The 16,898-nt window shown below is 36.8% G+C and carries 20 protein-coding genes; 19 read left to right on the top strand and 1 reads right to left on the bottom strand.

All coding sequences use genetic code 11. From position 1 onward, the window contains the following. The first annotated feature begins 11 nt into the window (after nt 1-11). The 14 genes from aroH (at nt 12) to JOC86_RS04170 (ending at nt 12,357) form a co-directional block, all read left to right on the top strand. Nucleotides 12-389 carry a chorismate mutase gene (aroH, locus tag JOC86_RS04235; protein WP_205168511.1) on the top strand — a complete coding sequence of 126 codons (378 nt, stop codon included), beginning with the start codon at nt 12-14 and terminating at the stop codon, nt 387-389. 57 nt (nt 390-446) lie between these two features. After that, nucleotides 447-1,556 (top strand): histidinol-phosphate transaminase, encoded by a 1,110-nt coding sequence (gene hisC, locus JOC86_RS04230; protein ID WP_205168510.1) that lies wholly within the window; start codon nt 447-449, stop codon nt 1,554-1,556. Further along, nucleotides 1,553-2,656, top strand: coding sequence for a prephenate dehydrogenase (locus JOC86_RS04225; RefSeq protein WP_205168509.1), 1,104 nt, complete (start codon nt 1,553-1,555; stop codon nt 2,654-2,656). The genes hisC and JOC86_RS04225 overlap by 4 nt, the downstream gene beginning before the upstream one ends. A 13-nt stretch (nt 2,657-2,669) precedes the next feature. Beyond that, nucleotides 2,670-3,959: a 3-phosphoshikimate 1-carboxyvinyltransferase gene (gene aroA, locus JOC86_RS04220; protein ID WP_205168508.1), complete on the top strand. Its 1,290-nt coding sequence runs from the start codon at nt 2,670-2,672 to the stop codon at nt 3,957-3,959. A gap of 149 nt (nt 3,960-4,108) precedes the next feature. Further along, nucleotides 4,109-5,005 (top strand): hypothetical protein, encoded by an 897-nt coding sequence (locus JOC86_RS04215; RefSeq protein ID WP_205168507.1) that lies wholly within the window; start codon nt 4,109-4,111, stop codon nt 5,003-5,005. 143 nt (nt 5,006-5,148) lie between these two features. Next, nucleotides 5,149-6,435: a tetratricopeptide repeat protein gene (locus JOC86_RS04210; protein WP_338021707.1), complete on the top strand. Its 1,287-nt coding sequence runs from the start codon at nt 5,149-5,151 to the stop codon at nt 6,433-6,435. Between the two features lie 45 nt (nt 6,436-6,480). Then, the gene (locus JOC86_RS04205; RefSeq protein WP_205168506.1) at nt 6,481-7,026 is read left to right on the top strand and encodes a ReoY family proteolytic degradation factor; all 546 of its coding nucleotides are present in this window, start codon (nt 6,481-6,483) and stop codon (nt 7,024-7,026) included. A 310-nt stretch (nt 7,027-7,336) separates the two neighbouring features. Next, nucleotides 7,337-7,795 carry a YpiF family protein gene (locus JOC86_RS04200; RefSeq protein ID WP_205168505.1) on the top strand — a complete coding sequence of 153 codons (459 nt, stop codon included), beginning with the start codon at nt 7,337-7,339 and terminating at the stop codon, nt 7,793-7,795. A 153-nt stretch (nt 7,796-7,948) separates the two neighbouring features. Next, nucleotides 7,949-8,458, top strand: a complete 510-nt coding sequence (locus JOC86_RS04195; protein ID WP_205168504.1) for a QcrA and Rieske domain-containing protein — start codon at nt 7,949-7,951, stop codon at nt 8,456-8,458. 13 nt (nt 8,459-8,471) lie between these two features. Continuing rightward, nucleotides 8,472-9,146 carry a menaquinol-cytochrome c reductase cytochrome b subunit gene (gene qcrB / locus JOC86_RS04190; protein ID WP_205168503.1) on the top strand — a complete coding sequence of 225 codons (675 nt, stop codon included), beginning with the start codon at nt 8,472-8,474 and terminating at the stop codon, nt 9,144-9,146. A gap of 61 nt (nt 9,147-9,207) precedes the next feature. Next, on the top strand, nt 9,208-9,978 hold the full coding sequence (locus tag JOC86_RS04185; protein ID WP_205168502.1) for a menaquinol-cytochrome c reductase cytochrome b/c subunit: 771 nt from the start codon (nt 9,208-9,210) through the stop codon (nt 9,976-9,978). 152 nt (nt 9,979-10,130) lie between these two features. Beyond that, on the top strand, nt 10,131-10,730 hold the full coding sequence (gene lhaT / locus JOC86_RS04180; protein WP_205168501.1) for a lipoprotein heptaprenylglyceryl N-acetyltransferase LhaT: 600 nt from the start codon (nt 10,131-10,133) through the stop codon (nt 10,728-10,730). A gap of 99 nt (nt 10,731-10,829) precedes the next feature. Continuing rightward, complete coding sequence (ypjB, locus tag JOC86_RS04175) at nt 10,830-11,618, top strand: sporulation protein YpjB (protein ID WP_239587373.1); 789 nt, start codon at nt 10,830-10,832, stop codon at nt 11,616-11,618. Between the two features lie 58 nt (nt 11,619-11,676). Then, nucleotides 11,677-12,357, top strand: coding sequence for a zinc metallopeptidase (locus JOC86_RS04170; protein ID WP_205168500.1), 681 nt, complete (start codon nt 11,677-11,679; stop codon nt 12,355-12,357). Nucleotides 12,358-12,409: 52 nt separating this feature from the next. Here the strand turns inward: JOC86_RS04170 and JOC86_RS04165 are convergent, their stop codons facing one another. Next, complete coding sequence (locus tag JOC86_RS04165) at nt 12,410-13,282, bottom strand: YitT family protein (RefSeq protein ID WP_205168499.1); 873 nt, start codon at nt 13,280-13,282, stop codon at nt 12,410-12,412. Between the two features lie 201 nt (nt 13,283-13,483). Between JOC86_RS04165 and JOC86_RS04160 the strand changes: the two genes are divergently transcribed. The 5 genes from JOC86_RS04160 to bshA are packed head-to-tail and all read left to right on the top strand — an operon-like array spanning nt 13,484 to nt 16,891. After that, nucleotides 13,484-13,834 carry a nucleotide pyrophosphohydrolase gene (locus JOC86_RS04160; protein WP_205168498.1) on the top strand — a complete coding sequence of 117 codons (351 nt, stop codon included), beginning with the start codon at nt 13,484-13,486 and terminating at the stop codon, nt 13,832-13,834. After that, nucleotides 13,821-14,621: a 4-hydroxy-tetrahydrodipicolinate reductase gene (gene dapB / locus JOC86_RS04155; RefSeq protein ID WP_205168497.1), complete on the top strand. Its 801-nt coding sequence runs from the start codon at nt 13,821-13,823 to the stop codon at nt 14,619-14,621. Before JOC86_RS04160 ends, dapB begins: the two co-directional genes overlap by 14 nt. 16 nt (nt 14,622-14,637) lie before the next feature. Next, the gene (gene mgsA, locus JOC86_RS04150; RefSeq protein WP_205168496.1) at nt 14,638-15,057 is read left to right on the top strand and encodes a methylglyoxal synthase; all 420 of its coding nucleotides are present in this window, start codon (nt 14,638-14,640) and stop codon (nt 15,055-15,057) included. Further along, nucleotides 15,054-15,758: a bacillithiol biosynthesis deacetylase BshB1 gene (gene bshB1 / locus JOC86_RS04145; RefSeq protein ID WP_205168495.1), complete on the top strand. Its 705-nt coding sequence runs from the start codon at nt 15,054-15,056 to the stop codon at nt 15,756-15,758. The genes mgsA and bshB1 overlap by 4 nt, the downstream gene beginning before the upstream one ends. 2 nt (nt 15,759-15,760) lie before the next feature. Beyond that, the gene (bshA, locus tag JOC86_RS04140) at nt 15,761-16,891 is read left to right on the top strand and encodes an N-acetyl-alpha-D-glucosaminyl L-malate synthase BshA (protein ID WP_205168494.1); all 1,131 of its coding nucleotides are present in this window, start codon (nt 15,761-15,763) and stop codon (nt 16,889-16,891) included. Nucleotides 16,892-16,898 lie beyond the last annotated feature (7 nt).

Raw genomic sequence — 16,898 nt, 5'->3', positions numbered from 1 at the left:
GGGAGAATGACATGATCAGAGGAATCAGGGGAGCAATCACGATTCATGTGGATAATGAATCACAAATTATTGATTCTACAGAGAAACTCATTCGAACCATGATAGCTAAAAATGATATAGAAGCAGCCAATGTTGCTTCTGTTTTCATATCTGCTACTTCTGACATTCAAACTGGGTTTCCAGCAAAAGCATTAAGGAAATTTCCGGGTTGGACATATGTTCCGGTTATGTGCATGCAAGAGATGGATGTTGAAGAAAGCTTAGCAAGATGTGTTCGAGTGATGATTCATTATAATACAAACAAGTCTCAAGAGGATATTCATCATGTTTATTTAGAAGAGGCCATTAAATTAAGGCCGGATCTTATTAAACATAAAACATCAAATTAATGTCGTTTTAGTTTATTTATGAACTAAATAACACATAAAGATCAAGGAGGATTGGCAGTGGATTGGAAAAAGCAAATTAAAGGCTTAAAAGCTTATCAACCAGGAAGAACAATAGATGAGGTAAAAGAAATATATGGCTTGGATAAAGTAGTGAAGCTTGCTTCAAATGAGAATCCTTTTGGTTACTCTTCACTCGTTGATGTGTTTTTAAGAGATTCTTATTTAAATCACGCCATCTATCCTGATGGTTATGCAAAGAATTTACGGACAAAGATCTCTTCTAAGTTAGGCGTGAATCTAAATCAGATTCTACTTGGGAATGGTTCTGATGAGATTATTCAGATGATTTCAAGAGCCCTCTTACAACCAGGAAAGAATACGGTTATGGCAATACCGACATTTCCACAATATAAACATAATGCAACCGTTGAAGGGGCGGAAGTTCGGGAGGTCGCTCTGAATTCGAAGGGTGAGCATCGTTTAGACGAAATGTTAGAACAAATAGATAACTCTACAACAGTTGTTTGGTTGTGCAGTCCTAATAATCCAACAGGCACCTATATTACGGAAAAGGACATTATTTCGTTTTTAGATAATGTCCCTGAACATGTTTTAGTAGTTTTAGATGAAGCTTACTACGAATATGTGGTGGCGGATCATTACTATGATTCACTAGAACTTTTAAAAATCTATCCTAATCTGTTAGTTACAAGAACATTTTCAAAAGCCTATGGATTGGCTGGGTTTAGAGTTGGATACGCGATATCTAGCGAGGAAATTATTAGTCAATTAGAACCCTTAAGAGAGCCATTTAATAATAATTCCTTAGGTCAAGGTGCAGCTGCTGTCGCGCTTCAAGATCAAGAATTTATTGCCGAATGCAGACAAAATAATAAACAAGGATTAGAACGATTCTATCAATTTTGTGATGAAGAAGGACTACTCTATTACCCTTCGCAAGGAAATTTTATCTTAATTGACTTTGGAGTTAATGGTGACGAAGTGTTTCAATTTCTTCTTAGCAAAGGTTATATTGTCCGTTCAGGGCAAGCTCTTGGTTTTCCAACGAGTGTTAGGGTTACAATTGGTTCAGAGGAAGAGAATAAAGGTGTCATTGAAGAGATGAAAAATTTTATAAAAGAAGCTAAACAGGAAGCGAGCCTATGAAAGGCAAAGTATTTATAGTCGGATTAGGTTTGATCGGAGGCTCCCTCGGGCTCTGTATAAAAGATAAGCATCCCGAGGCAACAATAATAGGGTATGATTTAAATGTGAATGAACAACGTTTAGCTCAAACAAGGGGAATTATTGATGAAATATCAGACTCATTTCAATTAGATGCTGAGTCAGCGGACTTAATCATTCTTTCCACCCCAGTATTTCAAACCGAAATATTAGTAAAGCAATTAAGCTCCTTTCAGCTTAAAAGGAATGTCATCATTACAGACACGGGGAGCACGAAAGAACAAATTATGAAGACAGCTAGTATCCTCAATAATAAAGGAATATCTTTTATTGGAGGACATCCAATGGCTGGTTCGCATAAAAGTGGTGTATCTGCAGCGAAGAAAATCTTATTTGAAAATGCTTTCTATCTCCTTACCCCATTTGAAGGAACAACGAAGGAAGTGAAGGAGGAGCTTTGTGAATGGCTACAAGGAACCTCTGCGAAGTTTGTAGTTGTGAATCCTAGAGAACATGATGAACTAACAGGTGTTGTCAGTCATTTTCCTCATGTCATCGCGGCATCATTAGTGCATCAGGCGAAGTTTTCAAATGAAAAGAACCCGGTTTTAAGCCGTTTAGCAGCTGGAGGATTTAGGGATATAACAAGAATCGCTTCTTCTAATCCAGTAATGTGGAAAGATATTACACTTCACAATCGTGAGGTACTCTTGCATTTAATGGAACAATGGAATGAAGAAATGAACTTAATTCAACAAATGATTTATACTGGCAATGAAGAAGCCATCCAACAATATTTTCAAGAAGCGAAATCGTTTAGGGATGAGCTGCCTGCAAAGGATAAAGGAGCCATTCCATCCTTTTATGATTTATATATAGATGTACCAGATTACCCTGGTGTGATTTCAGAGGTGACAGGATATCTTGCAGAAGAACGGATAAGTCTTACCAATATACGAATTTTAGAAACAAGAGAAGACATTTATGGTGTTATGGTGCTGAGCTTTCAAACCGATGGCGATCGTGAAAGAGCGAGAACATGCCTTAATCACAAAACAGGATATGAAATGTTTTTAGCTTAAGGAGGCTTGTAATATGCAAAGTGAAATGAAGTTAAGTCAGCAGGTTCAAGGATTGAATGGGTCCTTAAAGGTTCCTGGTGATAAATCGATTTCTCATAGAGCGGTGATGTTTGGTTCCGTAGCCAATGGGGAAACGGTTATACATAACTTTTTAAAGGGAGAAGACTGCCTTAATACAATCCATTGTTTTAAAGAGATGGGCGTCGAAATCGAAGAAAAGAACGGTAAGATTCATGTTCACGGAAAGGGCTGGGATCACTTAAAGGAACCAATGAACATTTTAAATGTCGGTAATTCCGGTACCACCACTAGACTTATGCTTGGAATACTTGCCGGACTTCCTTTTCATAGCGTTATAATTGGAGATGATTCGATTGCAAAACGACCAATGAAACGTGTAACAGAGCCGTTAAGGAAATTCGGGGCAATAATTGATGGAAGAGAAGATGGTCAGTTTACACCAATATCAATAAGAGGAACAGCTATCGAAGCTATTGAATATAAACTACCTGTTGCTAGTGCCCAAGTAAAATCATCATTAATGTTGGCTGCTCTGCAAGCAAAAGGAACGACTGTTTTAGTTGAACCTGCGCCTACAAGAAACCATACAGAATTAATGATTGAACAATTCGGAGGCGAAGTGCATTCACAAAACAATACAATTCAAATTCCTGGTGGCCAACAATTAAAAGGAACTAATGTGTTGGTACCTGGTGATATTTCTTCTGCCGCCTTCTTTTTAGTAGCAGGAGCCATTGTTCCTAATAGTAAACTAGAACTTCCGTTAGTTGGGCTTAACCCAACAAGAACTGGGATTATAGATGTTTTAGAAAGAATGGGAGCAACTATTCATGTTCAAGAACAGAATGATGATCAATCAGAGAAAACGGGGACCATTACCATTCAATCTTCTTCATTGAAGGGGATTGAAATTAGCGGGAACATGATTCCAACATTGATTGATGAACTACCTGTCATCGCACTGCTTGCAACACAAGCTGATGGAACAACTGTTATCAAAGATGCAGAAGAATTAAAGGTAAAAGAAACGAATCGAATAGATGCCATCGTAAATGAATTAAGAGAGCTAGGGGCTGAAATCGAAGCAACTGATGATGGGATGATTATTCATGGAAAGACAAATCTACATGGCGGAAAAGTGAAATCATGGCATGATCACCGCATTGGCATGACAATGGCCATTGCTGCATTAATTGCAGATGGAGATGTTTACTTAAAAGACCATGAGTGTGTAAAAATCTCCTATCCAGAGTTTTTTGCAGATGTAAATTCCTTGCTTTAATAAAATAGAGGTGAGAAAAAAGGAAGATATCCAATGGGGTTTCTTCCTTTTTTAAGTCTTTATTAGTTTACTGTTCTTTCTCCACTGTTTTTATCATAGCTTGTCTAATAAGTATGAATTTAGACAAGAATACAGGGGGAGATATGACTATGTCCTATATTATTGATCAAGCTAAATGGATTGTTGATAATGAAATCATACAGAATTCAATCCTCATTAAAGAAAATCGTATCCAATCTCTCAGGAAAGACTTTCGATATTATAACCATATTCGAATGAATGTATCACCTTTCCTTATGTCACCTGTACACGTAATGGCTGATCTTCATTTTCCATTATATCAAAACCATATAGAGCAAAAGGAGTACTACAAGGAAACATTTCTTTCAAAAGGCTGTACTACGTTTTTAACGACCTTCTCTATAACTTTCTTATCACAATTTGAACTTCAATTAAAAAAGCTGAGAACCTCTCTAATCAATAGTCCAATAGATTATGTTATTGGATTAGAATGTCCCGCACATCTTCTAACACCTGACTTAATCCGTAAATGTAAAAAGAACAAAATCCCGGTAATCTTTCTGATTTGGGACCATGATGCGGATTTAAGTAATATTCCATGGGGGTGGATTAAAGAAGCATCATTTGGATATCCTATTACTTTTGCACCTAAATTAATGACAAATGTCGACGTGAAAAAGAGGAAGAAAAAGATCGAATTTTGGGAAAAGTTGTTCATAAAAGAGAAGCTTCCGCATTTAATCGACGAAATTCCACAAAAAACCCCACTATCCCTCATGACTCTGAAAAAACTTGGAATTTACCCGAAAAGAGGGAATTTTTTAGTCGGTGGAGAAGTTAGTTATAACCTTTATGAAATCGAATCAAATCAAAATCTTGATGAAGAACCTACATTTCATTATGATATGAATAGGATTATGCTGTCCGTTAATAAAGGTAAAGTGTTAAAGTTATACGATCAAATGTTTTTCTATCCTGGTGAAGGAGAAGAACTAAGGATTGATATACCAGGATTCTTCAAATAAAAATACTCTATTCATGAAGAGTGTTGTTTTTACAAGGTGAAGGTCTTATCAATAAAGCAATTGGAAAATCGCCAATTGGTTCTTAGTCCGATCATTCACTTCTAACATCAAACACACTGAAGTATGCGAAAACAGCAAAAAAAATGATGCATCAAAGAAAGGGATTTGTAATGAATTATGTAGAGAAAATGATTTCAACCTTGGAAGAGGGAAATTTAAAAGAAGCGGAGAAATATTATAAAAGAGTTAAAAGTCTAGGGACAGATGAAGATAAATTTTACTTGGCAGAAGAGCTCTATCATTTAGGTTTTTTAGAAGAAGCCAAAGAATTGTTTGAAGGCTTGTTGAAAAAATTCCCTGGAGAAGGGGAATTAGTAGTCTTGCTTGCTGAAACCCTTGTAGAAATGAATAACGAGGAAGAGGCAATGTCATTATTATCAGGGCTAAATGAGAAAGATCCTGAATATCCGAGAGCATTGCTTTTGTTAGCAGATCTATATCAGATGCAGGGGCTTTTCGAGGTAAGTGAACAGAAGCTTATAAAAGCGAAATCAATTTTACCTTATGAGCCTATCATCGATTTTGCATTAGGAGAGCTATATTCGGAAACAGGAAGGTTTTTAGAAGCCTTACGTCATTATCAAGAGCTAATAAAAGCAGATATGAAGGAAGTGGCAGGGGTTCAAATTAACCAACGAATTGCAGAATCTCTAAGTGCTGGCGGGGCATTTGAAGAAGCACTTATTCAATACGAAGAGGCTTTGGAGGATCATTTAGAAATTAATACCCTCTTCGGGTACGCTTTTACTGCATTTCAAGCAGGATTTTATCAAAAGGCAATCGAAAAATTTAATGCAGTGAAGGAACTTGATCCAGATTATCATTCGGTCTACCTTCTTTTGGCTAAAGCGTATGAGAGAGAAGAGGATTTGAAAAACAGTCTTCAAACGATAAAAGAGGGTATAAAGCATGATGAATATAATAAAGAAATGTATTTCTTCGGAGGAAAGATTGCTTTAAAGTTAGGGGAAGAGGAAGAAGCAGAGAAATTATTAAGAGAATCTTTAGCCATTGATCAAGGTTATTTAGATGCTGCCCTTACTTTAAATAAACTATTCCAAAAACAAGATCGTTTTGAAGATATACTCGAGATTGTTAATATCATTGAAAATGAGGGAGAAGAGGACCCCCAGTTATATTGGGATTCGGCTGTTGCAAATCAGGGTGTAGAAAATTATAAGGATGCATTAAAACAGTACCAGCGTGCATATACTTTCTTTAAAGAACACCCAGAGTTTCTTAAAGAATATGGAGACTTCTTGGTTGAGGAAGGACGTCATCAGGAGGCAATGAAGATTTATCAACAGCTTCTGAATAAACAACCGTCAAATGATGAAGTATTATCAATTTTAGAGAGACTTCAAGAGTAAACAAACTAATAAATGAACGCCAATAAATACAGAGGAGGGAAAGAAATGGCTACCCCTGTATCTGTCAACGAGAAGAAAGATTTTATCCGATGGTTTTTAAACCGTTACCAATTAAAAAGAAGAGAATGTGTTTGGATACTTAATTATTTAATGAGTCATGATCAATTGATGAAGAAAGTGCATTTCGTTGAAGAGGCACAGTATTGCCCGCGTGGTTTAGTGATGTCGACTCACTGTGTTGAAGATGTACCGTTCCGATTCTATAAAGAAAATATTATGACAACAGATGCAGAAAAATCATTTCATGATATTCGCTTAAACCGTGATGAGGATATTTATATTCAGTTAAACTTTAATAAAGCGAATGCTTCTTATCAATATGCTGCGGTTTTAGAAGATAACCCGTTTATGCCAAAATATCTTCAAATAAATGAAAAAGACCGCATTATTGCAGAACAGCTTTTAGAACATAGCATTGAAACATTTCATAAAGAAAAACTTTTGAAAGCTATTGATGACTCACTAGATCGCCAAGATAAAGACGAGTTTGAACGATTGGCCAAAAAATTAAGTGAGTTGCAAACAAAATAAAGGATAAAAAGATTGACCCTAGTTTGGGTCAATCTTTTTTAGTGTGTATAAAAACTATAAGCAAACATGTCTATAATTTTGGCTCTAATCTAGCTCAAGTGGTAAAACCTAAAAAGTCTAAGCTAAGTCATGATGGAAAGGCCGCCTTTCCTTCATGGTTTGATTTATTCCAGCCGACTGCATTTTTATTTCATGTAATGGAATACCTTTTTTTGGTTTTTGGACATAAACAATATCCCCTTATTATTCTTTTTTGTATTGGATTGAAATGGTATGATAGTCATTGAAATAGAATGAAAGGGATGAACTTATGAATTGGAATGCAAAAGATATTGAAATGTATTTAAAAGAGAAACAATATATAGACACCGCAGTTATACCATTACTGCCGATTGATTTTAATGAGGGTATGAAGGCTGCAGCTGCACAAGGGGAATTTATTACCCTATTAACGAGTCACTTAGAACATCAGTTTAAAGGAAGAATCCTATTGTATCCATCATTTACATACTTGAAGGGTACTTATGGTAGTAATGATGCTGAAAGACTATTAGATTGGACAAACAGTATAAAGGAGAATGGAACAAAACATGTTTTCTACTTAACTTCTGACAGTGATTGGAAGAATAAAGGGCATACTATAGAGGATTCTCTTATTTGGATTCCGTCAATTCCGTTAGAAAACTTAGATGAGCAGTACAAACATTCTATAATGGAAGACCAAGTTAAACAATTATTGAATGTTATAGTACAAAAATGGCAAATGTAATAGTAAAGGTAAAAAACGTCACATAGTTGCCATGTTTTAAATTGTTGATATATTGACCTTGGATAAAGATTAATATATCATAGTTATGTCCTAGTTTTATATTTGTGCGAAAAATGTCCGTTGGACTTACCTTACGATAGAGGGGGGAAAAGGATGAGCAAACAACGTGTATCAAGACGTCAATTCCTTAACTATACGCTTACTGGTGTAGGCGGTTTCATGGCTGCTGGAATGCTGATGCCGATGGTTCGATTTGCAGTAGATCCAATGTTGAAAGCGGAAGCTAGCGGAAAATTTAGAGCAACTAAACAAAAAGTAGCTGAATTAACGAGTACACCTGTTCGTGTCGACTTTGAATACGAACAAAAAGATGCCTGGTACACATCAACGGTTACACAAACGGCTTGGGTGTTCAAGAACAAAGAAGGGGAAGTAATTGCCCTTTCTCCTGTATGTAAGCACTTAGGTTGTACTGTAAACTGGAATGGAGATAAGAACAATGAAAATATGTTCTACTGCCCATGCCATGGTGGTTTATACCATAAAAATGGTAAAAATGTACCTGGAACACCACCGCTTGGTCCGTTGGATTCATATCCAACAAAAGAAAAAGATGGAATTCTTTATTTGGGCCAACCAGAACCAAATAAATACGTTAAGTAAGGGGGCGTAATCAGTGCTAAACAAAATCTATGATTGGGTTGACGAGCGTTTGGACATTACGCCTATGTGGCGCGACATTGCGGACCATGAAGTTCCTGAACACGTAAACCCAGCGCATCATTTCTCTGCGTTCGTTTACTGTTTTGGGGGTCTTACATTCTTCATAACCGTAATTCAAATCTTATCTGGGATGTTCTTAACAATGTACTATGTTCCAGATATTAAAAACGCTTGGGAATCTGTCTATTACTTGCAAAATGAAGTCGCATTTGGGCAAATTGTCCGCGGTATGCACCATTGGGGAGCAAGCTTGGTTATTGTAATGATGTTCTTACATACATTGCGTGTATTCTTCCAAGGAGCATACAAAAAACCTCGTGAGTTAAACTGGGTAGTTGGAGTTTTAATCTTCTTCGTTATGCTTGGTTTAGGTTTCACAGGTTATTTATTACCTTGGGATATGAAAGCGCTATTCGCTACAAAGGTAGGTTTAGAGATCGCTGGAGCAACACCATTCATTGGTGAGCAAGTGAAAATGCTATTAGCAGGAGATGCAGACATTGTTGGTGCACAAACGCTGACTCGTTTCTTTGCGATTCATGTATTCTTCTTACCTGCAGCACTTCTTGGGCTAATGGGAGCTCACTTTATAATGATTCGTAAACAAGGAATTTCAGGTCCACTTTAGGATCTAGTCGTTTAATATGTTTAGTTAGTTTTAGACCTTTACTACAAAGGAGGGGGACGCAATGCATCGAGGAAAAGGGATGAAGTTCGTTGGTGATTCAAGAATACCAGCAGAACGTAAACCGAATATTCCGAAAGACTACTCGGAATACCCTGGAAAAACAGAAGCCTTTTGGCCAAACTTCTTGTTGAAAGAATGGTTGGTTGGAGCGGTATTCTTAATCGGTTATCTATGTTTAACGGTTGCTCATCCATCGCCGTTAGAACGTATTGCCGATCCAACGGATACGGGATATATTCCATTACCTGACTGGTATTTCTTATTTCTTTATCAATTACTGAAGTATACGTACGCATCTGGACCTTATAATGTTATAGGTGCATTTATTATTCCTGGTTTAGCATTTGGAGCATTGTTACTTGCTCCGTTTATTGACAGAGGACCGCATCGTCGCCCGACGAAGCGTCCATTTGCTACTGGATTCATGTTATTAGCTCTTGCAGCAACAATTTTCTTAACTTGGGAATCTGTTGCAACACACGATTGGGAAGCAGCTGAACAACAAGGTAAAATTGTTGCAGAAGTTGAAATTGATAAGGCATCTGAAGGCTATAAACTCTATCAAGAAAATGGATGTATTAACTGTCATGGTGATACACTCCAAGGTGGAGGCGCTGCCCCGCCACTAGTCGATTCAGGATTAAGTAAGGAAGAAATAGCAGAAATCGCCGTGAACGGTAAACCACCTGCTATGCCTCCTGGTTTATTTAAAGGTTCTGATGAAGAGCTTGATAAGCTGGCAGATTTCATTGCAAACTTAAAGAGTGAATAAATGACATCTAAAGAGCCAACAATCTTGTTGGCTCTTTTTTTCTTATAATAAGGCTTATATGTGGATTTTTATAAGCTGAATGCTTTACATAAAGGCTGTTTTCTAAAATTGCAATATTGAATGCATCTTCTATACTAATTAGAGGTGAATCTATGAATTACATGTATCTACTTTTAACGAATAAGTCCTTTTTATGGCTGTTACTTGTCGTAAACTTATTAGGTACAATTTATGGGTATATTTGGTATATCCCTCAGCTAGAAATAACGAAAATTTATTTTCTACCTTTTGTTCCTGATAGTCCAACCGCGAGTTTATTTTTTTGCTTTGTATTATTCGCCTTTTTACTTGGGAAAAATTGGCCAATCTTTGAAGTGTTGGCTATTATTACACTTTTTAAATATGGAATATGGGCTGTTGTCATGAATATTCTTACACTTATCGTGACTGGATACCTGCCTTGGGAGGGGTACATGTTAATTGGTTCTCATTTAGCAATGGCCATACAAGGGGTTCTATATGCCCCGTTTTATAGGGTTAAATGGTGGCATATTGTCATAGCGGCGATTTGGACTTTACATAATGATATTATTGATTATGTCTTTATGCAGTACCCAATCTATTCTAAACTGAGTCTTTATATTAGTGAAATTGGTTATTTCACATTTTGGCTAAGTATCCTTTCGATTCTTCTTGCTTATGTCTATACAATTAAGGTGAAAAGACGAACTTTGTTTTCATCAATCCGATAGGTCTATTTATCAGTATAGGTTTGAGACGAAAATAATTTTATAGGTCTACTCTTGTCCACCCCCTCATAGAATTTATTAGTAGTTTTAGGGGGGACAAGTATGAAAATGAAAGGGACATCAATCATTGTCTTATTACTAATATTCTTTTGCCTGCCGGTATATACATTTGCTCAAGAGTCTCCGTTGTCTAAATTAGATTCTATCGCTGATGAGGCACTTCAAATGACTAAAGTAGGGAGATTGGAAGAGGCGAAAATGCTTCTGAATTATTTTTCTGAGGAGTTTGAAAACGTTACTGTAGAAGAAAAAATGTTTTCTATGGATGAATTAAGAATTTTGACGGTAGCTCATGATGACGCATTACAATCTGTTACAAATTCCGCTATTTCTAACGAACAACGTGTAAATTCAGTCACAACCTTTCGTTTAGTGTTGGACGCCCTTTCTTCAAAGCATCAACCCTTATGGACAGAAATGGAGGATCCTATTATGGGCGCTTTTCAGCAAGTAAAAGAGGCTGCACATAATAAGAACTCTGAAGCTTACCATGATCATTTAAATGCATTTTTAAATAAATATAATATTATCCAGCCAAGTATTAAACTTGATATCCCTATTGAAAAAGTTCAGCAGCTAGATGCAAGAATTACATTTATTGACCGCTATCGACAGGATATGATGGAAAGCACCGATGCAATGAAAGAATTAACCCAGCTTGAAACAGAATTAGAAAAACTATTTGATGGTGTAACAGAAGATGAAGCAGATCCTTCATTATGGTGGGTGATCATCTCAACGGGAAGTATTATCATCCTTACACTATCCTATGTAGGATGGAAAAAATATAGAGGCGAAGAAGAAAATAAAACGGAAAGGCTTAAAGATTGACATTTTACCGTAGGACAGCTAAAATTTTTAATAACAACAAAGATAATGGGGGTTTAAAATGGCTGGATTTTTGATTTACTTCCTTATTATAGCCTTGATTCCAATCATTGCACAACTCAATGTGAAGAAGACTTTTAAAAAGTATTCTCGAGTTGCCACGACATCAGGGATGACAGGTAGTGAAATGGCAAGAAGGATTCTTGATGATAATGGGCTACAACATGTCAAGGTTGTAGAAGGTAGAGGGTTTCTAAGTGATCATTATAATCCTTTAACGAAAACAGTCGCTCTCTCACCTAATAATTATCGAGGAACGTCTGTTGCTGGAGCAGCAGTTGCGGCGCATGAGGTAGGACATGCTATTCAGGATCAAGAAGATTACAGTTTCCTTCGCTTTCGCCACGCATTAGTACCGGTAGCTAATATTGGTTCTAATCTTTCTTGGGTTTTTATTCTAATCGGAATTTTTACATCACTGTCTCAAATGTTCTTACTTGGTATTATTTTGATGGCAGCAGGTGTTCTGTTCCAATTAATCACTCTTCCTGTTGAGTTTAATGCATCTTTTAGGGCGATGGATCAGATTGTTTCGTTAGGTTTAATACGCAATGAAGAGGAAAGACATGCGAAGAAAGTATTAAACGCTGCAGCTCTTACGTATGTAGCAGCGGCAGCAGTAGCGATAATTGAATTATTACGTCTTGTTCTTATCTATGTAGGAATGCAAGGGGACGATTAATAAAGAAAAAAGAGATGGACACTTGAGTCCGTCTCTTTTTATATGGCTAAAACTAATCATTAATTGGGTTCTTTTCAGAATCCAATGTAAACCCTTCTCCGAGTACATCATGAACAACTGTTACAGATACAAATGCATGTGGGTCAATAGATGTTATGATATTCTTTAATCTTACAATTTCGTTTTTTCCCACAACACAGTATAAGACTTCTCTATCTTGCTTTGTAAAGGAACCATGTCCACGGAGAACTGTAACCCCTCTATCCATTTGCTCTAAGATCTTATCAGCAATTTCTTCATGTTTCTCAGATATAACCATTGCCCCTCGTGCTGCATATGCCCCCTCTTGCATGAAATCAATCACTCTTGCACCAATAAATACGGCTACTAATGTATACATAGCTTGTTTATAGTCTAGATAAGTAAGAAGTGAAGCAGCAATAACAAGTGCATCAAACATAAACATAGTCTTCCCCATACTCCAACCAATATATTTATGCGCTAGACGTGCAATAATATCAACCCCGCCTGTTGTACCTCCATATCGAAAGATGATACCAAGTCCGATTCCAATAAATACACCTGCAAATAGAGCAGCGAGGAATAAGTCTTCTTTTAGGGGAATGTGCATCTGATAGCGTTGGAATATCCATAAATAAATGGAAAGGCTAATGGTACCAATAAGAGTGTAAAAGAAGGCTTTTCTACCTAGGAGCCTCCAACCTATTATAAAAATAGGGATATTTAAAGCTAAATTGGAATAAGAAGGATCAATACCGGCAATGAAATAAAGGAGCAAGGTAATTCCAGTAAATCCACCTTCAGCTAACTGATTTTGCATATTAAAATGTACAAGTCCAAAAGCGAAAATAGCGGAACCTAGTAGTATAAAAAAGATATTTTTCAGTTTTAATCCAAGTATCACAAAGAAGCCCTCCATTTCTACAAGTTGACAGAGTCATTATATAGGAATAGAAAGAAAGTAGCAATATAGGAATTATGTCCCAGCAGCGAATTTAGCTACTTCTTACAAATGGATAATGAATCTTATTAGTGTAGTCTAAATTGTTTGTAAAAATGGATTCATTTAGCTAACATTGAATAAGAAAATAGCGAGGTGTGTAGGATGAAAGAATTGAAAACGTTATCTGAAATGCAAGCTGAAGTTGATCAATACATAGGCCAGTTTAAGGAAGGTTACTTTAGTCCGTTAGCTATGATGGCAAGATTAACAGAAGAATTAGGTGAATTAGCAAGAGAAGTAAATCATTATTACGGTGAAAAGCCAAAAAAGCCAACAGAAGATGAAAAAACGATTGAAGAAGAACTAGGAGATATGCTGTTTGTGATTACATGTTTAGCTAATTCTTTAAATATTAGTTTGGAAGACGCTCATAATCGTGTAATGCATAAATTTTCTACAAGAGATAAGAATCGTTGGACTAGAAAGGATGTAGAAGAGAATGGAAACAATTAAGGTAACGATTGCAGGACCACGAGGCAGAATGGGGAAAGAGGCTGTAAAGTTAGTAACAGATACAGACAACTTTGAACTTATTAGTGTCATTGATCATAAAAATAATGGATTATTATTAAGTGAAATTGCTGGTTTTTCTGGAGTAGAAGTGCCTGTGTATACTGACATGGAAGAATGCTTTAATAATCAATCCCCAGATGTTTTAATAGATTTAACCACGCCTGAAGTAGGCTATCAACATACGAGAACTTCATTGGAATGGGGAGTTAGACCAGTTGTCGGAACCACTGGTTTCACTAAAGAACAGCTTGATGAACTAAAAACCTTAGCGGAGGAAAAGGGTATTGGGTGTATCCTTGCCCCTAATTTTGCGATTGGGGCTGTATTAATGATGAAATTTTCCCAAATGGCGGCAAAGTATTTTGATGATGTGGAAATCATTGAACTCCATCATGATCAAAAATTGGACGCTCCGTCAGGAACAGCTGTAAAAACAGCTGAAATGATTTCTGAAAATCGAGGAATCAAAAAACAAGGACATCCGAGTGAAACAGAAACAATGAAGGGTGCTAGAGGAGCAGACTATAATGGTATGCACATACACAGTGTCAGGCTGCCGGGTTTAATTGCTCATCAACAGGTCATGTTTGGTGCAGACGGTCAAACGCTAACAGTTAGACACGATTCATACAATCGGGCTTCATTTATGTCAGGTGTTAAAGTGTGCGTGGACACGGTTATGAAGTTAGACACACTCGTTTATGGTTTGGAAAATATTCTAGACTAAAAAAGGAGGGCTTAAGATGAATATTGCCCTAATCGCTCATGATAAGAAGAAGGATAATCTGATTCGTTTCGTACAAAAATATAAATCGATTTTTACTAATCATCAATTATTTGCCACAGGGACAACTGGTCAAAGAATTATAGACGAAACAGGTCTAGATGTCCATCGTTTTCAATCAGGACCACTCGGTGGTGATCAAGAAATTGGTGCATTTATTGCAAACCATAAGATGGACTTAATATTATTTTTTCGAGATCCACTTACAGCACAGCCCCATGAACCAGATGTTTCAGCTCTTATTCGCCTTTGCGATGTTTATTCTGTACCACTGGCAACTAATAATGGGACAGCAGAAATACTTGTAAAGGCAGTTGAGAGAGGTGAGGTCGAGAACCGATCCACTTTAAAAAAGAATGAAAGGGAAGAAGGAAATTGAAAAAATACGGAATAGATATCCTTGCATTCGGTGCACATGCTGATGACGTTGAAATTGGAATGGGAGGAAGTATTGCAAAATATAGCTCATTCGGAAAGAAAATTGTCATATGTGATCTGACACATGCAGAGCTTTCTTCAAATGGGACCATCGAGTTAAGAAAGAAGGAAGCAGGTAGCGCTTCTAAGCAATTAGGAGTGCATGAGAGAATTACGTTGGACATTCCTGATCGCGGCCTTTTTTTGACTGAAAAGAATATCCAAAAAATCGTAGAGGTTATTCGCAGGTACCGTCCTAAAGTGGTATTTGCACCAAATGAAATAGATCGTCATCCCGACCATGGCAATGCCTCTCGGCTAATTCGAGAAGCTTTCTTTTCAGCTGGCATTCGAAAGTATCAGCCGGAAAGCCCATCACACAAACCAACTAATTTATTTTTCTATATCATTAATGGTTATCATCAACCTGACTTTTTAATCGATATTTCTGACCAGTTAAATGTGAAACTTGCTGCTTTAAAAGCATATGAAAGTCAATTTGAGATGGGAACGGCCGGAGTTGCCACCCCACTAACAGATGGATATATTGAATCAGTAGAAGCAAGAGACCGATTGATGGGGAAGGATGCTGGAATTAAGTATGCAGAGGGCTTCTTTTCACATAAAACACTAATTCTTAAAGAAGACCTGTTAGGAGAATAGTAATGAAATTAAAAATTGGCATAACATGCTACCCCACTGTTGGCGGATCCGGAGTGGTAGCAACAGAACTTGGTAAACTATTGGCAGAACGTGGTCACGAAATCCATTTTATTACTTCAAGTATCCCTTTTAGACTAAATAAAATGTATCATAATATTTATTTCCATCAAGTTGAAGTTAATCAGTATTCTGTTTTTCAATATCCCCCATATGATATTGCTCTTGCAAATAAAATGGCAGAGGTTGTAAAGAGGGAGGGGCTCGACCTATTACATGTACATTATGCGATCCCTCATGCAGTTTGCGCTATTCTTGGTAAGCAAATAGCTGGAACGGATGTGAAGATTGTGACGACTCTTCACGGTACAGATATTACGGTGTTAGGATACGATCCATCCTTAACAGGAGCGATTCGTTTTGGGATTGAAAAGTCTGATTATGTAACGGCTGTATCCGATGCCCTTATAAAACAAACCTATGATTTAATTAATCCAGATAAGGATATACATACTGTTTATAATTTCATTGATGAGAGAGAATATCATTATGTAGATTCCTCACATTTAAGAAAAGAGTATCGCATACTTGAGGATGAGAAAGTCATTATCCATGTATCAAACTTTAGAGGAGTCAAAAGGGTCCAGGATGTAGTGAAAACATTTAAAAATATCCAAGACCACCTACCTGCAAAGTTACTATTGGTTGGTGATGGCCCAGAGAAAACAATCATTTGTCAACTTGTGAAAGAACTCGGCATTGAGGGTCGAGTTCTATTATTAGGGAAACAAGATAATCTTGAGGAACTATACTCCATTAGTGATCTAAAATTATTATTATCCGCGAAGGAAAGCTTTGGGCTTGTTGCCTTAGAAGCAATGGCTTGTGGTGTTCCATGTATAGGGACAAATGTAGGGGGAATCCCCGAGGTTATTTTTGATGGAGTGAATGGATATATTTGTCCATTTGGAGATATTGAAGAAATTTCGAAAAAAGCTATTGCCCTATTAGCTGATAAGAAATTATATAAAAAGCTATCAAATGGAGCCCTAGAGACTGCTAGAGAGAGATTCCATTCTAATAAAATAGTCGAACAATATGAAACAATCTACTATGATCTAATTAATGAAAGCTAGGTGATTT

Origin of the sequence: Rossellomorea pakistanensis (assembly GCF_016908495.1) — a bacterium.
GTDB classification, from domain to species: domain Bacteria; phylum Bacillota; class Bacilli; order Bacillales; family Bacillaceae_B; genus Rossellomorea; species Rossellomorea pakistanensis.
This window is presented reverse-complemented; position numbering and strand designations above follow the sequence as displayed.